We start from the raw sequence: 15,734 nt of genomic DNA, 5'->3' as shown, positions 1-15,734 counted from the left end.
TCTACACGCTCGACGGCGCGGCCGCGGCGCGACGCGACCGCGCCGTGCAGGCGGCGGACGATGCGCAAAAGGCCTACGACGACGCGCGGATGGCCGAGGGCGGCGCGGGTTAGCGCTCCTCAGGCCTCGACTTTCAGCAGGTCGTTGGCCAACAGCACTTCGCCGTCGAAATGCGCCTTGGCCTCGGCGATCCATTCCGGTTCGGTGCCGGGACGCGGCGCCGGCACCGGATGGTTGAGCACCAGAGTGCGGACTCCGGCGGCGCGCGCGGTCTGGGCAGCCTGTGCGATGTCGGAATGATAGTCGAGAATATCGCGAAACCGCTGCAGCGGCACCTTCTCGACCACCTGTCGGCGGATCACGGTCTGGACATAGACATCGGCGCCGCGGCAGAGGCTCGCGAGTCCGGCGCAGGGCACCGTATCGCCGGCAATCGTCACCACCTTTCCTTCGGCCTCGATGCGAAAGCCGACCGTCGGATGCACTGGACTGTGATCGGTCGGCGCCGCCATCACGCGAATGCCGCCGGCTTCCCACACCAGCCCCTCGGACACCTCGCGCACCGTTACCTGCGGCCGGTGCGGCAGGTCGGCGTGGTGCGCCATGCGGTAATGGATGTCGTTCTCGAGCATCGCCAATGTGGCGTCGGTGAATTTCCCGAAGCCCACCGGGCCGAAGGCCTGCAGCGGCCTTGGATCGGTATTGGTGATCCAGCGCGTCGTGATGACGTCGTTATAGTCGGTGGTGTGATCGCTGTGCATGTGGGTGACGAACAGAGCGGCAAGGTCGCGCGCCGTCATGCCGACGGCCACGCCACGCATCAGCACGGCGCGGCCGCAGTCGAACAGCAGGTCGGTCTGGCCGATGCGGACCAGCGTGGAGGGGCCAGCCCGGTCGGCGGCGACCATAGGCGAACCGCTGCCGAGGATGATGACTTGCATGGAGGATCTTTCGGAGGAGGGAAGGGTCAGCCGTTCGACAGTCGCGGCCATTCGCGCGACGGCCGCAGCAGCGTATCCCGTGCCTGGTCGACCTTGTTCATGAGATAGGTCGATCCCGAATGATCGGGATGGACGAGGCTGGCCAGGCGCCGGTGCGCTGCCCGGATGGCCGCCTCGTCGGCTCCGGGCGCAAGGCCCAGGACATCGAGAGCCTCGGCGCGTGACATGCCGTCTTGCCGCGGTGCCGGCAGGGCGGCGTGCTGGACGTAGGCCTCGAGGACGGCCGCCGCGCGCTGGACAGTCTCAGGATCGGGGGCCATCGCCATGTCGAAGGGTCGCGCCTTCGGCCGAAAGTACTCGAGAAGCGCGCGCAACGGCTGCAGCATCGCCCGCCATTTCAGGAAGGTGGCGCCGGCCAGCATGCCGGCACCGAGCAGCATCGCCGCCGACCATCGTCCGTCGGTGATCATCCAGGCAAGAACAGGAACGCCAGCGAGAATAAGAAGCAGCAGCATCCAGCGGCTGACGCGGATCATTGTTGGCGGATCGGTGTGGATGAACCAGTCGAAAAATTTCGCAGCCGTTGCCAGCACGGAAAGGCCGAGCACGATGGCGCTGATGATGACGGCATAGTCCATCGCCGAACACTAGCGGCACCGCCGCGGAAAATCAGCCTTCAGTTCTTCAAATTTCGGAATGTCCTTCGCAAAACGCCGCGTCTAGTATTCGCGCCACACGGTAACGAGGGGGTGCGGCAAATGGTTGAGCCGATCAGAGAAACGCCTGCCAAGACAGTCGCTCCTGACGCCCCGCTGATCACGCCGCTCGTCACCGATGGCGCGGAGCCGAATCTGCCGGCGCGCAAAGCCTCGATCGACGAATTCCTCAAGCGCAACGCCGAAGTGCTGGAGAAGGATCGCGCCGAATTCCAGACCTACCTGGTCGCCAAGCAGGAAGCCGCGACGCAGAAGGCGAGGGCCGCCGAGGCCGTGGCGCCGGCGCGCAAGACCCGGATGAGCCGGCGCACCATGCTGAACGTCGCCGTCGGCACCGCAGGCGTCGCCGAAGCGGCCGTGCTCGGCTATCACGCGCTGGGCGGCGGCTCGTCGTCGGATACCGGAGTCTTCCAGGTCGCCGGTTCGGGCGCCCAGCAGGAACACATCGTCCGCGAGATCGTCGACTCCAGGGCCGACGTCAAGGGACGCAGCCTCGGCCAGTGGATCGCGCTGCTGCCGACCAAGCTCGGTGGCGGCACCTATGCGCTCGATCTCAATTCCAACCGGGTGCTGGCCTCGATCTGGTACTGGACCTACGGTGACTACAGCCCGATCAGTCACCATCTCTGCGCCTTCCCGAGTTCTGATCCCTATCACGGCTTCGAATTCGTCAACTCGACGCAGGGCGGCAAGAACTCGCTGATCTACGGCATCCCCACGGCTACCACCGATCCGGCGCCGGGCACCAACATCTATCGCGTCCGCTTCGACGGCACGCAGATGCAGATGGTCGAGAACGTCTCGGAGTCGACCGGTCTCGGGCTCGGCGTCCACGTCACCGTCAATCCCAAGGATGCCCAGTCCTATTTCGTCACCGACGGCCAGAAGGACATCGCCGCCTGCTTCGACCGCACCACGTCGAAGGTGAAGGCGGCGCTCAAGTTCGACTGGAAGCCCAACGTGCCCGATCTGCGCGATGCCTGGATCAAGGGCGGCACGCTCACCATCAAGAAGATCTACCCCGACGCCAAGACCGGCCTCTATGACTACCGCGGCACCAAGGGCAACAAGATCGACTGGGAAATGGTGCCCATGGGCGAGTTGTTCGTCGAGGAAGGCTCGTTGCCCGGCGACGCGCCGCTTACGCTCACCGGCGCCGACGGCACGATCTGGCATCCCGAAGGCCGCTGGGCCGCCACCGTTGTGCGTCTCTGCGGCGGCATCTGTATCCTCGACCCCGAGAAGAACTTCGATCCGGCGGCCTTCCTGCAGTTCAACAAGGATTCGCAGGACCAGTATCCGGTCGAGCAGATCGACAAGGACACGTGGAAGGTCACCTTCGACAAGATCCATTCGCCCGGCCACGAGATCGGCTTCTCGCCCGACGGCAAGTTCCTGGTGATGATGAACAACCTCCGGGAAAACAACTGCTCAGTCTTCAGCACCAGCGATCCCGATCCGAAGAAGTGGAAGAAGGTGGCGCACGTCGAGGACCCACTGTGGCGCGGCAAGTATCCGAACCCGTTCCATATGGTCTTCTCGATGGACAGCTCCAAGCTCTACCTGTCCATCCTGCATCCCTCGCCGGCCTCCAGTGGCCTCATGGTGGTCGACACCAAGACCTGGAAGATCATCAAGGAGATCCAGGGCATCGGCCCCGACCTTCAGACGCCGGCGATCACCTACGACGGCAAGTATGTGCTGACGCCGTTCAGCGGCTTTCAGCGCCAGTCGAGCGGCATCGCGGTCGTCGACACCTCGACCGACACGCTGGTCGGCATCCTGCCGAGCAATGGCGGGCACCATGATTGCGTGATCATCCCGACCAAGCTGGAGCACATGAAGCACACGCGCTCCTGTACGCTCTGAGTGGGCACGCTTTGAGGCTGCTCGCCAGCCTTGCCCTGCAGAACCTCGGGCGCCGCAGGGCGCGCAGCTTCCTGCTGATCGCCGCGGTGGCGATCGGCAGCGGTGTCGTCTTCACCGGCGCCACCCTGATGCGCAGCATCGACGATAGCATGGCGGTGGGTTTCACGCGTCTCGGCGCCGACATGATGGTGGCGCCCGAGGGCGCGCTCACCAACATCACGGCGGCCCTGCTCACGGTCGAGCCCACCGATTTGGTGCTCGACGCCGATGTCCTGGCCAAGGCGCGGCTCGCCAGCATCGCGCGGGCCGCCCCTCAGAAGATCGTGCGGGTCGAGCATTCCGGCATCGGCAGCCATCACGAGCTGGTTGACCTAATCGGCATCGATCCGGCGCGCGACTTCACGATCCAGCCCTGGCTCCGCGAGAAGCTCAACCGCGAGCTTCGCGCCGGCGATGTGATCCTGGGTGTTGGCCGCGACGCGCCGCTGGGCTCGCAACTGCTGATCTTCGGCAAGTCGCACGTGGTCTACGGCAAGCTCGGCCGCACCGGCGTCGGCACTCACGAGCGCGGCATCTTCATGTCGTTTGCGACATTGGACGCGCTGGCAGCCAGCATGCCGCAACGGCCGGCGGTGCTGGCGCCGGGCAAGGTCAGCGGCTTTCTGGTCGAATTGGCACCGGGCGCGACGGCGCTGCAGGCGCGTTTCGCCATCCTGTCCGCGGTCAGGGGCGTCAAGGTCGTGACCGGCGAGTCCTCGCTGTCGGGGATCCGCCAGGGCCTGGCGGCGCTTCTAAAAGGCATTTTGGCCTTGATGATGCTGATGTTCGCCAGCATGGCGGTGATGGTGAGCGTGCTCTTCTCGGCGATCGTCACCGAACGGCGCGGCGAACTCGGCATGCTGAAGGCAATCGGGGCGCGGCGGTCGCAGATCGTGGGCATGATGGTGGTCGAGGCAGTGATCGCCACCGGCGTCGGCGGCGTCCTGGGCGTCACCCTGGGTATCCTGGTGATGCGCTTCTATGAGCGCTCGCTGGTCTATTACCTGGAGAATATCGGCGTGCCCTTCGTCTGGCTCGACCTGCCGCGAACGGTGGCCTTCGCGGCGGCGGCGATCGGGTTGGCGGCGGCGATCGGCGCCCTGGGCGCGTTCTATCCGGCGTGGCGGGCAAGCCGACGCGACGCCTACGATCTCGTGCGCGGCGAGGGCTGAGCGATGCTTGCGTGTCGCCAGGTGAGCAAGAGCTATAGGACCGAGCGCGGCCTCGTGACCGCCGTCGCCGGCATCGATCTCGATGTGCCGGCCGGCCGGTTCACGGCCATCATCGGCCGCTCGGGTTCGGGCAAGTCGACCTTGATGGCGATGATAGGAGGCCTCAGCCGTCCCTCGGCCGGCTCGGTGACCGTCGACGGCACGGACATCTGGGGCCTGTCCGACAATGCACTGGCGGCCTTCCGCAACGAGAAAGTGGGCTACGTCTTCCAGTTCGCGAGCCTGCTCCCGACATTGCGCCTGATCGACAATGTCGCCCTGCCGGCGATGCTGGGCCGCGGGCAGGGCGCGTCCGGCACCTATGCACGCGCCGCGGGCCTGCTCGAGCGGCTGGGACTGGGCGCCTATCTCGACGCCTATCCTGCCGAGATTTCCGCCGGCGAGCAGCGCCGCGTCGCGATCGCGCGCGCACTGATCAACGACCCCTCCATCCTGCTCGCCGATGAGCCCACCTCCGATCTCGATGAGCAGACCGAGATCGAGATCATGGACGTGCTGCGGGCCGTCAACCGCGAGGTCGGCACCACGCTTGTTCTGGTCACGCACAATCTCGCCCTGGCCGGGCAGGCGCAGCAGATCGTCCACATCGCCAACGGCGCGCTTGTGGCATGAGCGAGCAGCCGCCCGATCCGGCCAGCCTGTCGTCCGAGCACAAGGACGCACTGATCCGCGACCTGCGCCGCCAGCTCGCGGCTCTGCAGCAGCCGAAGCGCGAGCTGCTCGATGAACTGCGCGAGGCGCCGCGCAAGGCGAGGGCGGCGTCGGCGGCAACGTCGCCGAAGCTCGGGCGGCATCTCGGTCTGTGGCGGTCGCCCGTGGTGCTGGGCGTCGTCGTGGCGATCATGCTGGCATTTGCCGTCGACGCGGGCGTCGGCCGCTATCAGGCGCATCTCACGAAACAGCAGCGCCAGGCGCGGCTGCAACTCGAGAATTCGGCGATGCGGTCGCTCTATGTTGAACTGAAGCGGATCGTGGCCGAAGCGGACGGCAAATCGTTCCGCATGACGCTGTCGCTCCAGAACACCAGCCCTGCGGGGCCGCTCTACGTCATGCTCAATCCCGTGGCGGTCTATGTGCAGTCCGGCATGGTCTGGCAGCAGGTGCCCTCACGGCCGGTCGACGCCGCCGCCTCCAGTGTCGTCGCCGTGGCCAAGGACTATGCCTACGATGTCCTGTTCACGCCCGACGTGGCCAACTGGGCCGAGCTCATGCCGGGCTACATGCATGTCCGCATCCAGGACGATCTGCTGGTGAGCCAACGGGCGCAGCCGGGCGACGATGTCGTCGAGCGCCGGACGCCGTTCTATGTCTATCTCCGGCCACCCGGCAGCACCGGCGCGCCGCCGCTCTTCATCCCGATGCCGCCGCACTGACGGCGGATCCGCCGAGCGCCGCCTCGCTTCGCGGATCGCCGGCGATGCGGCTGTGCCACATCACGCGCGGCTGGGTCATGTCCCAGGGCGTCGCTTGGTGGAGCAGGCAGCGATTGTCCCACACGACCGCGTCGCCGGCCGCCCAGTCGTGGTGGTAGATGCGCGGCGGCTGGCAGGCGAAGTCGACCAGCTCCTGCAGCAGTCGTTCGGAGTCCGCCTTGTCCATGCCGGGAATGTTGTGGGCGTGGCGACCGATCAACAGCGACTTGCGGCCGGTTTCGGGATGGACCTTCACCAGTTGCCGGAGCGGCACCGGCCCGTCATGCAGGCCGTAGCCGCTGTATTCGCCGTCGCGCTTGTTGGTCTGGTGGCCGAGCTTGGACTGGCTGTGATGGAGCGAGTGATAGGCCGAGAGCGTCTCGATCCTGGCCTTGAGCGCGTCGTCGAGCGCGTCCCAGGCCGCGCGCATGTCGGCAAAGCCGGTGCGGCCGCCGATGCTCGGCACCACCTCGGCGCTGAACACCGCGCCCTTGGCCTGCACCGGCATGTAGGTGCTGTCGCAATGCCAGCCCATGTTGCCCTTGAGGATCTTCATCACGTCGTCGTTGTCGGCCTCGATGCGCAGCGAACCGTCGGCCTTGACGTTGCTGATCGCCGCCATTTCGAACTCGAGCGGCCCGAAGCGCCTGGCGAAGGCGATCTGTTCGGCGCGCTTCAGATGCTGGTCGGGGAAGATGAGGAGCGCGTATTGCAGCCAGGCCGCATGGAGCTCGCGCCAGGTGGCGTCGTCGAGCGCGGTCACCTTCACGCCCTTCACCACGGCGCCGAACGTGGTGCCGGCGAGCGGCTCGATGCCGAGAGTGCGTGCCATGTCGGGTTCCTCCATCGATCCTTGGCGTCGGTCCCGGACGCTTCTGCGCCTCTGGCGAAAGTCTACCCCTTGCCGCAGAGGAGGCCTAGCCCGTACCATTCTCTCAAGCTAGGGGAACCCTTTCATGACCGCCTCCGACAAGCGAAACCGCGCTGCCGCAAAACTGTTGGCGGATGTTCACGCCATCACGGCGAAAGAAGGCATCACGCCCTCGGCCCTGCATGCGCTCAAGCTGAAGCTGGTGGCGCTAGCGGCCAGGAAGGAGCTGTTTCCGCTCGCCGACTTCGCCATGCCGGTGGCGGAGGGCCGCAACCATCCGCTGCTGGTCGAGGACGACGACGGCCACGGCCTCTATCTCACGATCAGCCTGCCGGGCAAGGAAGCCGCCCCGCACGATCACGGCATCTGGTGCATCAATGCCGCCATCTCCGGCCGCGAGCGCCACAAGTTCTTCCGCCGCACCGACAATCTCGCCAAGTCCGGCTACGCCACGGTTGAGCAGGTGGGCGAGGTGATGGTCGAACCCGGCAGCGGCATGGCGATGGCCGATCACGACATTCACAGCACCTTGGTGGTGGGCGACAAGCCGGCGATTGGCCTCGCGCTCTACGGTTATGCCCTGGTGCGCTTCCCGTCGGTGTCTTGGTACGTCCCGCAGTTCAATTCGGTCCGTACGACGCCGTCGCGCCGCCACGCAGCGATGGCGTGAGCGCTGACATGGCCCGCACCCCGAAGTCCCGCCCCCCGAAATCTCATCGCCTGACGATCGCCAACACCCGGCAGACCATCGACTGCGCCGCCAACCAGACCGTGCTGGAAGCAGCCATCGCCGCCGGCATCGATTATCCCTTCGCCTGCGCCACCGGCAACTGCGGCACCTGCACCAGCCGCCTCGACGTCGGCAAGGTCACCCTGTTGCCGCGCAACGACGCCTGCCTCAGCCCGCAGCAGATCAAGGCGGGTCAGACGCTGGCCTGTCGCGCCCGTCCGCGCAGCGACCTTACGGTTGCCTGGTTGAGCCGGGCCGAACGGTAGGGCGACGCATGCGGATTTGTGTTTTTGGAGCCGGCGCGATCGGCGGCAACTTCGCCGCGCGCCTCGCCGCGGCCGGCAACGAGGTGTCGGTGGTGGCGCGCGGGGCGCATCTCGAGGCCATTCGCGCCCGCGGCCTCACGCTGCTGAGCGGCGATCGCAGGATCGTGGCGCCGGTCCGCGCCAGCGACCGGCCGGCCGACCTCGGGCCGCAGGACGCGGTGCTGGTGACCATGAAATCGTCGGGCCTGGCGGTGCTGGCCGAAAACATCGGCCCGTTGCTGCTCCCGGATACGGCGGTGGCTTTCGTGCAGAACGGCATTCCCTGGTGGTACGGCCACGGCCTTGCCGCCTCGCGTCCGCCGGCACCGGATTTGTCGCGGCTCGATCCCGGCGGCGCGCTCGCGCGCGCGGTGAGCTACGACCGGGCCGTGGGCGCCGTCGTCACCTCGTCGAACCACGTTATGGAGCCCGGCGTGGTGCACAACATCTCGCCGGAGCGCAACACGCTCTGGGTGGCGGAGACCGACGATCGCCCGAGCCCGCGCATCGACGCTCTGCGCGCGACACTGGTGGCGGCCGGCATCGCCTCGCCGGCGACCAACGATATCCGCTACGACATCTGGCACAAGCTGATGGCCAATCTCACCGGATCGACGGTCTGTTTGATCCTGCAACAGCCCAACACGATCCAGAAGACGCCCGAGATCAACCGTCTCTGCCGCCGGGCGCACGCCGAGGCGCTGGCCGTGGCGGCGGCCCATGGCGTCGTGCTCGACGACAGTCCGGAGCAGCGCTACGGCCCGAGCCGCGTCTATCCCGATCATCGCCCTTCGATCCTGCAGGATTACGAGCTCGGCCGGCCGATGGAGATCGAATCCATCGTGCGGGCGCCGCTCGCCTTCGCGCGCAGTGCCAAGATGGAAACGCCGACGCTCGATGCGATCGAGTCAATTTGCGTCAGCCTCGCGTCGTCGAAGGGTCTTTATACGGCTTAGGGCTTCTGCGTCGTAGAATCGGTGGCCTGGGCGGGCTTGCCACTGAAGATCTGTGCGACGTCGCCCAGGCTGCGCTGGCGGCCGGTGTCGATGCTCACCGTCGCGGTCATGCCGGCACGCAGCGGCGGCTCGCCCTGGTGCGGCAGCACGCGCAGCTTCACTGGCAGGCGCTGCACGACCTTGACCCAGTTGCCGCTGGCATTCTGCGGCGGCAGGATCGAGAACTCGGCGCCGGTCGCCGGGCTCACGCTGTCGACCACCGCCTCCCAGGTCGAGTCGGGATAGGTGTCGAGCACGATGCGCGCCCGCTGGCCCACGCGCACATGCGTCAGCTCGGTTTCCTTGAAGTTCGCCTCGATCCACGGCCGGCTGAGCGCCACCACGGCGAACAGCGGCGTCGAGGCCTTGACCTGCTCGCCGCGCTGCACGCGGAGGTTCACGACCACGCCGTCGACGGGGGCGCGCACCGTGGTTCGCGCCAGGTCGAGGGCGGCGCGCTCGCGGGCCGCGGTCTTCTCGCGCACCAGCGGATGCTCCTCGGCCGGCAGCTCGGGATTGCCGTTGAGCACCGTCAGGACGCGGTGCAGCTTTTCCTTCACCGACCTCACGCGGTCGGCCGCGGTGCGCATGTCGTTCTGCGCCTCGTCGCGCTTGCTGGCCGAGAGGATGCCCTTCACCGCCAGCTCCTCCTGGCGCTGCCATTGGCGCTGGGCATAGGAGGCCCGCGCTTCGGCGTCGGCCAACTCGCTCACCACCTCGCGCCAGGCGCCGCGCAGGCTTTCGACATGCGCCCGCGCTGTGTCGAGTTCGGCCTCGGCGCTGTCGAGCGCCAGCCGGAACGGGCGGGTCTCCAGCGTCAGCAGGGTGTCGCCGGTCGAGACGGTGGCATGGTCGAGGACCGGCACGCGGCGCACGGTGCCGGCCACTTCCGGGGCGATCTGCACGATGTGCGCCTTCACGTAGGCATTTTCGGTGACCACGAAGCGGCCGCCCGACAGCCACCAGTATCCGGCACCGGCGATGGCGACTAACGGCACGACGCCCAGCAGGAGGAGGCGCGGCAGCGCCAGGGGACGGCGGCTCATGACAGGGCGGCGCTGCGCTGGCGCGGGGCGGCGATGTCCGGCGCCGGACCGGCATCGGCGCCGGCCATCGACTGCAGCCGCTCCTTCACGCGTGCCGCCAGACCGGTGAAGCGGACGCGCTCCAGCGGCGACAGCGGCGCCAGAGCGTCGTCGACCGTCCGCTCGGCGATCGCCCACATGCGGGCATGGACGCGCCGCGCTTCGGGCGTGAGGTAGAGGCGCTTCACCCGGCGGTCGCCGGCGTCGCCGCGGCGCTCGACCCAGTGGCCTTTTTCCATGCGGTCGATCATGCGGCCGGCGCTGGCGCGATCGACTTCGAGCATGTCGGCGAGTTCGGTCTGGCTGGCGCCGGGACGACGATAGAGCCGCGACAGCACCAGCCACTGGGCGCGGGTGAGGCCGAGGCTGCGCACCCGGCGGTCGAACACGGTGCGGATCAGGCGCGCCACGTCGGACAGCACGTAGCCGATATAGCCGTCGTCGTCGGGACTCAATCGAAGGCCCTCCCGGGCGGCCCCCTCTTGGAAGGCCATGGAATGCCGTTGGTCGGATATTGTTGCCTAGGCTACAATAGCCATGGCCATGAGTTCAAGTGCCCCCGCCACCGCCGCCGGCGCCGCCGCCCACCCCAGTGAATCCTATTCGTTGGGCCGCCGCGTGCTGATTCTGGTCGCCGTCGTATTGGGCTCGACCCTCTATGCCACCACGCTGCTGATCGCCTCGACGCTGCTGCCGCAGATGCAGGGCACCATGTCGGCTACCCAGGATGAGATCGCCTGGGCCATGACCTTCAACATCCTGGCGACCGCCGTGGCGACGCCGATGACCGGCTGGCTGGCGGCCCGCTTCGGCCGCCGCGAGACGATCAGCTGGTCGGTCTTCCTGTTCACCGTCACCACGTTCTTCTGTGGCGCCGCCGATTCGCTGGAGTGGCTGGTGTTTTGGCGAATCCTGCAGGGCGGGCTGGGCGCGCCCGTGATCCCGCTGTCGCAGACCATCCTGCTCGACAGCTTCCCCAAGCGGCAGCAGGGACTCGTGACTTCGATTTTCGGCATGGCGGTGGTGATCGGGCCGGTGATCGGCCCCACCGTCGGCGGCATGCTGTCGGAGCTCTACAGCTGGCGCTGGGCCTTCTACATGATCGTCCCGGTCGGCTTCCTGTCGTTCGCCGGCCTGCGCCTGACCTTGCCGCGCGACAAGCCGGTTGGCCGCACGGCGCTCGACTGGACCGGCTTCCTGTCGCTGTCGGTCACCATCGCCGGCATCCAGCTCGTGCTGTCGCGCGGCCAGCGCCTCGATTGGTACGACTCCACCGAGATCATGCTAGAGACCTTCATCGCCATGCTGGCCTTCTGGGTCTTCCTGGCGCACAGCCTCACGGCGCAAAGGCCGTTCCTCAACCTGCGCCTGCTGCTCGACCGCAACTATGCGCTCGGCCTCGTGCTGGTGTTGATCTACGGCATGCTGAACTTCACGCCGATGGTGCTGTTGCCGCCATTGCTGCAACAGCACGCCGGCTATCCCGACCTGCTGATCGGCGAGATCGTGGCCGCCCGCGGCGCCGGCGCGGCAATGGGCTTTTTCCTCGCCATCTTCGTCGGCCGCATGGATCCGCGCATCGGCCTGATCGGCGGCTTCTCGCTGCAGGTGATCTCGGGATTGTGGCTGATGAGCTTCGACCTCAACGTCGGCGCGACCGCGCTGATGGCCAACAGCTTCGTCCAGGGCATCGCCATCGGCGTCATCTGGGTGCCGCTCACCCTGGTCACCTTCTCGACCGTCGGTTCCGCCAACCTGGCCGAGGGCACGGCGGTCTACCACCTGCTGCGCAACATCGGGTCGAGCTTCTTCATCTCGATCTGCGTCGCCGAGATCGTGCGCGCCACCGGCGCCAACTACGGCCGGATGGTCGAGCTGGTGAACCCCTACAACAAGGCGCTGGCGCTGCCGTGGGTGACCGGCGGCTGGGATTTCGACACGGTCCAGGGGCTCGCCCGCCTGTCGAAGGAGATCAACCGCCAGGCCGCGATGCTGGGCTACATCAACGCCTTCGGCTTCTACACCTTGTGTTCGGCGCTCGCGATCCCGCTGATCCTGCTGATCGGCCGCCGCGCCCGGGCGGCCTAGGCCGCCGCCCCCCTCGACGGCCCCTCGGCATGCAGAGCGCGCGTTGCAGCCTGACGGCGGACGCGGGGATGGATCGTTGGCGTGCTAATGATTTCAGTCCTATGATTTTTCCATGACAGGTACTGACGATCCTTCCTATCGCTTGGGACTGGCCCTGGCCGAGGTTTCCCGGCTGTGGCGGCACGTGCTCGACGCCCGCCTGAAGCCGCTCGGCCTGTCGACGGCGCGTTGGGTGGCGTTGGTCAACCTGTCGGCCCATCCCGAGGGCCTGACCCAGAACGCGCTGGCGCTGCGGGTCGGCATCAAGGGCTCGACCCTGGTGCGCCAGCTCGACCTGCTCGAGGCCGACGGCTGGGTCGTGCGGCGGGCCCAGCCCGGCGACCGGCGGGCGAAGCGCGTCTTTCTCACGCCCAAGGCGCGGCCGGCGTTGGCCTCGATCGCCGCGGTCGGCCGCGATCTGCGGCGCGAACTGCTGCGCGACTGCGGCGATGCCGAGATCCGCGCCTCCGTCCGCCTGCTCGGCCGCGTGAAGGCGCGCCTGCAGCCGCTCGCGGGTCCCCTGGCTGGGCCACTTGCGAGCGATGGCCGCGTCCCGCCGCGGCTGGTCGCAGCCGAGTAACCACGTGGACCAATCCATTCAGCCACCCGCCACCCGCGCTCCGGCCGCGCCGCCGCCGAGCGCGCTGCCGCGCCAGCAGCAGTGGTCGGCCGGCCGCGGCCGCGCCCTGCTGCGGCCCCGCAGCTTCGTCATCGCCGCGGTCCTGCTGATGGCGCTCGCCTATGGCGGCCGCGAACTCTACATGCGATTCACCCACGTCTACGAGTACGACGCCCGCGTGAGCGCCGACATCGTGACGATCTCCAGCCGTGGCGATGGCTGGGTGGTCGACATGTCGGTGCGCGAGGGCATGCAGGTCGAGGCGGGGCAGGTGCTCGTGCGCATCGACGACCGCATCGCCAAGCTGAAGGCCGACGCGCTGCGCGCGCAGATCGAAGGCGTCCGCGTCGAGCGGGCCAGGCTGCGCGCCGAACGCAAGCTCGACCAGAACCAGGCCAATGCCTCCATGCGCACGCGCACTTCGAACGTGACCGTGCGCGAGAAGGCGCTGGCCGCGCTGCGCGCCGATCTCGATTTCGCCAAGCTGGAACTCGAGCGCAACCGTGTGCTGTTCGCCAGCCGCGTGGTCAACGAGCGCCAGCTCCAGATGTCGCAGGCGGCGGTGACCAAGCTCGAGATCCAGATCCTGCAGCTTCAGGCGGAACACGAGCAGGCCGAAGGCAGCCTCGACGAGGCCCGCGTCGGCCATGACCGGCTGGGCGTGATCGACGCCCAGATCGAGGCGCTCACCCACCAGGTCGCCAACCTCGCGGCCCAGCTCCACCAGCAGCTGGTCGATGTCGAGGACCGCACCATCAAGAGCCCGATACCGGCGGTGATCGACCGTACCTTCGTGCTGCCGGGCGAGTATGTCGCCGCGGGACAGCGCATCCTGCTGCTGCACAATCCCAAGGAGGTCTGGGTCGAGGCCAACATCAAGGAGACGCAGGTGAGCCGGCTCAAGCTCGGCCAGCGCGTGCATGTTTCGGTCGACGCCTATCCCGACGACAGGTTCGTCGGCCGCGTCGCCCGCATCGGCAGCGCCACCATGGCCCGTTTCGCGCTGATCCCGACGCCCAATCCCTCGGGCAACTTCACCAAGATCACCCAGCGCGTGGCGGTGAAAATCGACCTGGTCGACATGCCCAAGCCGCTGACGCCGGGCATGATGGTCGAAGTCGACATTGACGTCCGTTAACGAACCGCTGCGAGGCACACCGCCTCCGGCCAACCCCATCCAGAACGCGGCCTTTCTCGCCGAACACTATGGCCCGGCCTACCGCTGGCTGGTGACCATCACCGGCATGGTGGGCGTGGTGGCGATGGTGCTGGCCATGACCACCGTCAACGTGGCCGTCCCCGACGTCATGGGCGCCTTCGGCATCGGCCAGGACAAGGCGCAGTGGATGTCGTCGGCCTACATGGCGACCATGACCGCCGGCATGCTGCTGAACGCCTGGCTGTCGGGCGTGCTGGGCGAGCGCCGCACCTTCATCGGCGCGCTGTTCTTCTTCTCCCTGGGCGCGGTGATGGGCGGCATGGCGCCGAACGAGGACATGCTGATCTTCGCCCGCGTGCTGCAGGGCTTCAGCGCCGGCATCGCCCAGCCGCTGGTGATGGCCACCATCTTCACCGTCTTCCCGCCCGAGCGGCGCGGCACGGCGATGGGCATCTTTGGCCTCGGCGTCGTCTTCGCGCCGGCCATCGGCCCGACCCTGGGCGGCCTGATGATCGAATACTTCTCGTGGCGCTACGTGTTCTACATCTCGCTGCCGTTCTGCGGCCTTGCCGCCATCATGGGCGCGCTGTTCATGCCGACCCGGCCGCTGGCGCGCGAGATCCCGCCCTTCGACTGGCTGGGCTTTGCGCTGCTCTGCGTCGGGCTGTGGGGCCTGATGACGGGCATCGCCGACGGCCAGCGCGAGGGCTGGGGCTCCGACATCATCGTCTTCCGCCTGGTGCTCGGCACCGTGGCCGCCGTGGGCTTCGTGCTGTGGGAGCTCCATACGCCCAGGGCGCTGCTCGACATGCGCATCTTCGCCAACATCGAGTTCGCCTCCACCGCGGTGATCGCCTTCATCTTCGGCGCCGGCATGATGGGCTCGACCTACATCATCCCGGTGTTCGTCCAGACCATGGTGGGCTTCACGCCACTGCTCGCCGGGCTGATGATGATGCCGGCCGGGTTGATGCTGGCCTTCATCTTTCCGCTGGCCGGGCGGCTGTCGGACGCCGTGCCGGGCTCGATCATGATCATCGGCGGCCTGGTGCTGTTCGCCGCGGGCTTCGCCCTGATGGTCGGGGCCGACGCCAATACGACCTTCTGGACCCTGGTCGGCATGGTGATGGTCTCGCGGCTTGGCCTGGGCTTCATCAACCCCAGCCTCAACGCCTCGGCGTTGAAGGCGCTGCCGCCCGACCGGGTGCGCCAGGGCGCCGGCGTCGCCAACTTCATGCGCCAGCTGGGCGGCGCCTTCGGCATCAACCTGATCGTGGCCTTCTTCGAGGTCCGCACGCGCTTCCATGCCGATGCGCTGACCGCCACCCAGGACTGGGGCAACCGCACCACCGAGCGCCTGCTCATCCAGATGGAGCAGCTCATGCAGCGCTCCGGCCTGCCGTTCCAGCAGCAGAAGACCGCGGCGCTGGAGTTCCTCGGCCAGATGGTGAATGCCCAGGCCCAGATGCTGGCCTTCTCCGACACCTTCATCGTGATCGCGATCGTGTCGCTCCTGGCCCTGATCCCGGCGGCGCTGCTGTCGCGCTCGCAGCAGCAGGTCCGGCGGCCTGCCTGGCGCTGAGAAGAGAAAAGAATTCCCGTCGTCTCTCCACGCCGCGTTGCGCGCTCCGGTC

The 15,734-nt window shown here is 67.6% G+C and carries 16 protein-coding genes; 11 read left to right on the top strand and 5 right to left on the bottom strand.

The genetic code is table 11. The features are described 5' to 3' along the window. Positions 1–119 precede the first annotated feature (119 nt). Both EPO55_RS22415 and EPO55_RS22410 read right to left on the bottom strand, forming a co-directional pair. Positions 120–941 carry an MBL fold metallo-hydrolase gene (locus EPO55_RS22415; RefSeq protein WP_296339560.1) on the bottom strand — a complete coding sequence of 274 codons (822 nt, stop codon included), beginning with the start codon at positions 939–941 and terminating at the stop codon, positions 120–122. A 26-nt stretch (positions 942–967) separates the two neighbouring features. Then, positions 968–1,579, bottom strand: a complete 612-nt coding sequence (locus EPO55_RS22410) for a hypothetical protein (RefSeq protein WP_296339559.1) — start codon at positions 1,577–1,579, stop codon at positions 968–970. Between the two features lie 120 nt (positions 1,580–1,699). Here EPO55_RS22410 and EPO55_RS22405 point away from each other — a divergent pair, with 120 nt between their 5' ends. From EPO55_RS22405 to EPO55_RS22390, 4 genes are read left to right on the top strand one after another with little or no spacing between them, the layout of a single operon-like run. Further along, positions 1,700–3,526, top strand: a complete 1,827-nt coding sequence (locus EPO55_RS22405; protein WP_296339558.1) for a hypothetical protein — start codon at positions 1,700–1,702, stop codon at positions 3,524–3,526. Between the two features lie 11 nt (positions 3,527–3,537). After that, a complete protein-coding gene (locus tag EPO55_RS22400; RefSeq protein ID WP_296339557.1) occupies positions 3,538–4,737 on the top strand; it encodes an ABC transporter permease in 1,200 nt (399 codons plus the stop codon). A 21-nt stretch (positions 4,738–4,758) separates the two neighbouring features. Further along, a complete protein-coding gene (locus tag EPO55_RS22395; protein WP_296339556.1) occupies positions 4,759–5,409 on the top strand; it encodes an ABC transporter ATP-binding protein in 651 nt (216 codons plus the stop codon). Next, positions 5,406–6,170 carry a hypothetical protein gene (locus tag EPO55_RS22390; RefSeq protein WP_296339554.1) on the top strand — a complete coding sequence of 255 codons (765 nt, stop codon included), beginning with the start codon at positions 5,406–5,408 and terminating at the stop codon, positions 6,168–6,170. Before EPO55_RS22395 ends, EPO55_RS22390 begins: the two co-directional genes overlap by 4 nt. Here the strand turns inward: EPO55_RS22390 and EPO55_RS22385 are convergent. Beyond that, positions 6,148–7,041, bottom strand: a complete 894-nt coding sequence (locus tag EPO55_RS22385; RefSeq protein ID WP_296339552.1) for a TauD/TfdA family dioxygenase — start codon at positions 7,039–7,041, stop codon at positions 6,148–6,150. The two genes, EPO55_RS22390 and EPO55_RS22385, sit on opposite strands and share 23 nt — an antisense overlap. Before the next feature lie 124 nt (positions 7,042–7,165). Here EPO55_RS22385 and EPO55_RS22380 point away from each other — a divergent pair, with 124 nt between their 5' ends. Genes EPO55_RS22380 through EPO55_RS22370 form a run of 3 tightly spaced genes read left to right on the top strand, consistent with a single transcriptional unit; the run spans position 7,166 to position 9,071 of the window. Next, positions 7,166–7,750 (top strand): hypothetical protein, encoded by a 585-nt coding sequence (locus EPO55_RS22380; protein ID WP_296339550.1) that lies wholly within the window; start codon positions 7,166–7,168, stop codon positions 7,748–7,750. A gap of 8 nt (positions 7,751–7,758) precedes the next feature. Beyond that, positions 7,759–8,076, top strand: a complete 318-nt coding sequence (locus tag EPO55_RS22375; RefSeq protein WP_296339548.1) for a 2Fe-2S iron-sulfur cluster-binding protein — start codon at positions 7,759–7,761, stop codon at positions 8,074–8,076. An 8-nt stretch (positions 8,077–8,084) separates the two neighbouring features. Beyond that, positions 8,085–9,071, top strand: a complete 987-nt coding sequence (locus EPO55_RS22370; RefSeq protein WP_296339546.1) for a 2-dehydropantoate 2-reductase — start codon at positions 8,085–8,087, stop codon at positions 9,069–9,071. Here EPO55_RS22370 and EPO55_RS22365 read toward each other — a convergent pair. Together EPO55_RS22365 and EPO55_RS22360 are read right to left on the bottom strand one after the other, a co-directional pair. Further along, complete coding sequence (locus EPO55_RS22365) at positions 9,068–10,156, bottom strand: HlyD family secretion protein (RefSeq protein WP_296339544.1); 1,089 nt, start codon at positions 10,154–10,156, stop codon at positions 9,068–9,070. The two genes, EPO55_RS22370 and EPO55_RS22365, sit on opposite strands and share 4 nt — an antisense overlap. Beyond that, positions 10,153–10,650, bottom strand: coding sequence for a MarR family transcriptional regulator (locus EPO55_RS22360; protein WP_296339542.1), 498 nt, complete (start codon positions 10,648–10,650; stop codon positions 10,153–10,155). The genes EPO55_RS22365 and EPO55_RS22360 overlap by 4 nt, the downstream gene beginning before the upstream one ends. An 88-nt stretch (positions 10,651–10,738) precedes the next feature. Between EPO55_RS22360 and EPO55_RS22355 the strand changes: the two genes are divergently transcribed. The 4 genes from EPO55_RS22355 (at position 10,739) to EPO55_RS22340 (ending at position 15,682) form a co-directional block, all read left to right on the top strand. Beyond that, positions 10,739–12,283, top strand: a complete 1,545-nt coding sequence (locus EPO55_RS22355) for a DHA2 family efflux MFS transporter permease subunit (protein ID WP_296339540.1) — start codon at positions 10,739–10,741, stop codon at positions 12,281–12,283. Between the two features lie 112 nt (positions 12,284–12,395). Beyond that, complete coding sequence (locus EPO55_RS22350) at positions 12,396–12,902, top strand: MarR family transcriptional regulator (RefSeq protein ID WP_296339538.1); 507 nt, start codon at positions 12,396–12,398, stop codon at positions 12,900–12,902. Between the two features lie 4 nt (positions 12,903–12,906). Further along, positions 12,907–14,079: an HlyD family secretion protein gene (locus EPO55_RS22345; protein ID WP_296339537.1), complete on the top strand. Its 1,173-nt coding sequence runs from the start codon at positions 12,907–12,909 to the stop codon at positions 14,077–14,079. Further along, a complete protein-coding gene (locus EPO55_RS22340) occupies positions 14,066–15,682 on the top strand; it encodes a DHA2 family efflux MFS transporter permease subunit (protein WP_296339536.1) in 1,617 nt (538 codons plus the stop codon). Before EPO55_RS22345 ends, EPO55_RS22340 begins: the two co-directional genes overlap by 14 nt. Positions 15,683–15,734 lie beyond the last annotated feature (52 nt).

Origin of the sequence: Reyranella sp., assembly GCF_004296935.1 — a bacterium.
In the GTDB taxonomy this organism is placed as follows: Bacteria; Pseudomonadota; Alphaproteobacteria; order Reyranellales; family Reyranellaceae; genus Reyranella.
This window is presented reverse-complemented; position numbering and strand designations above follow the sequence as displayed.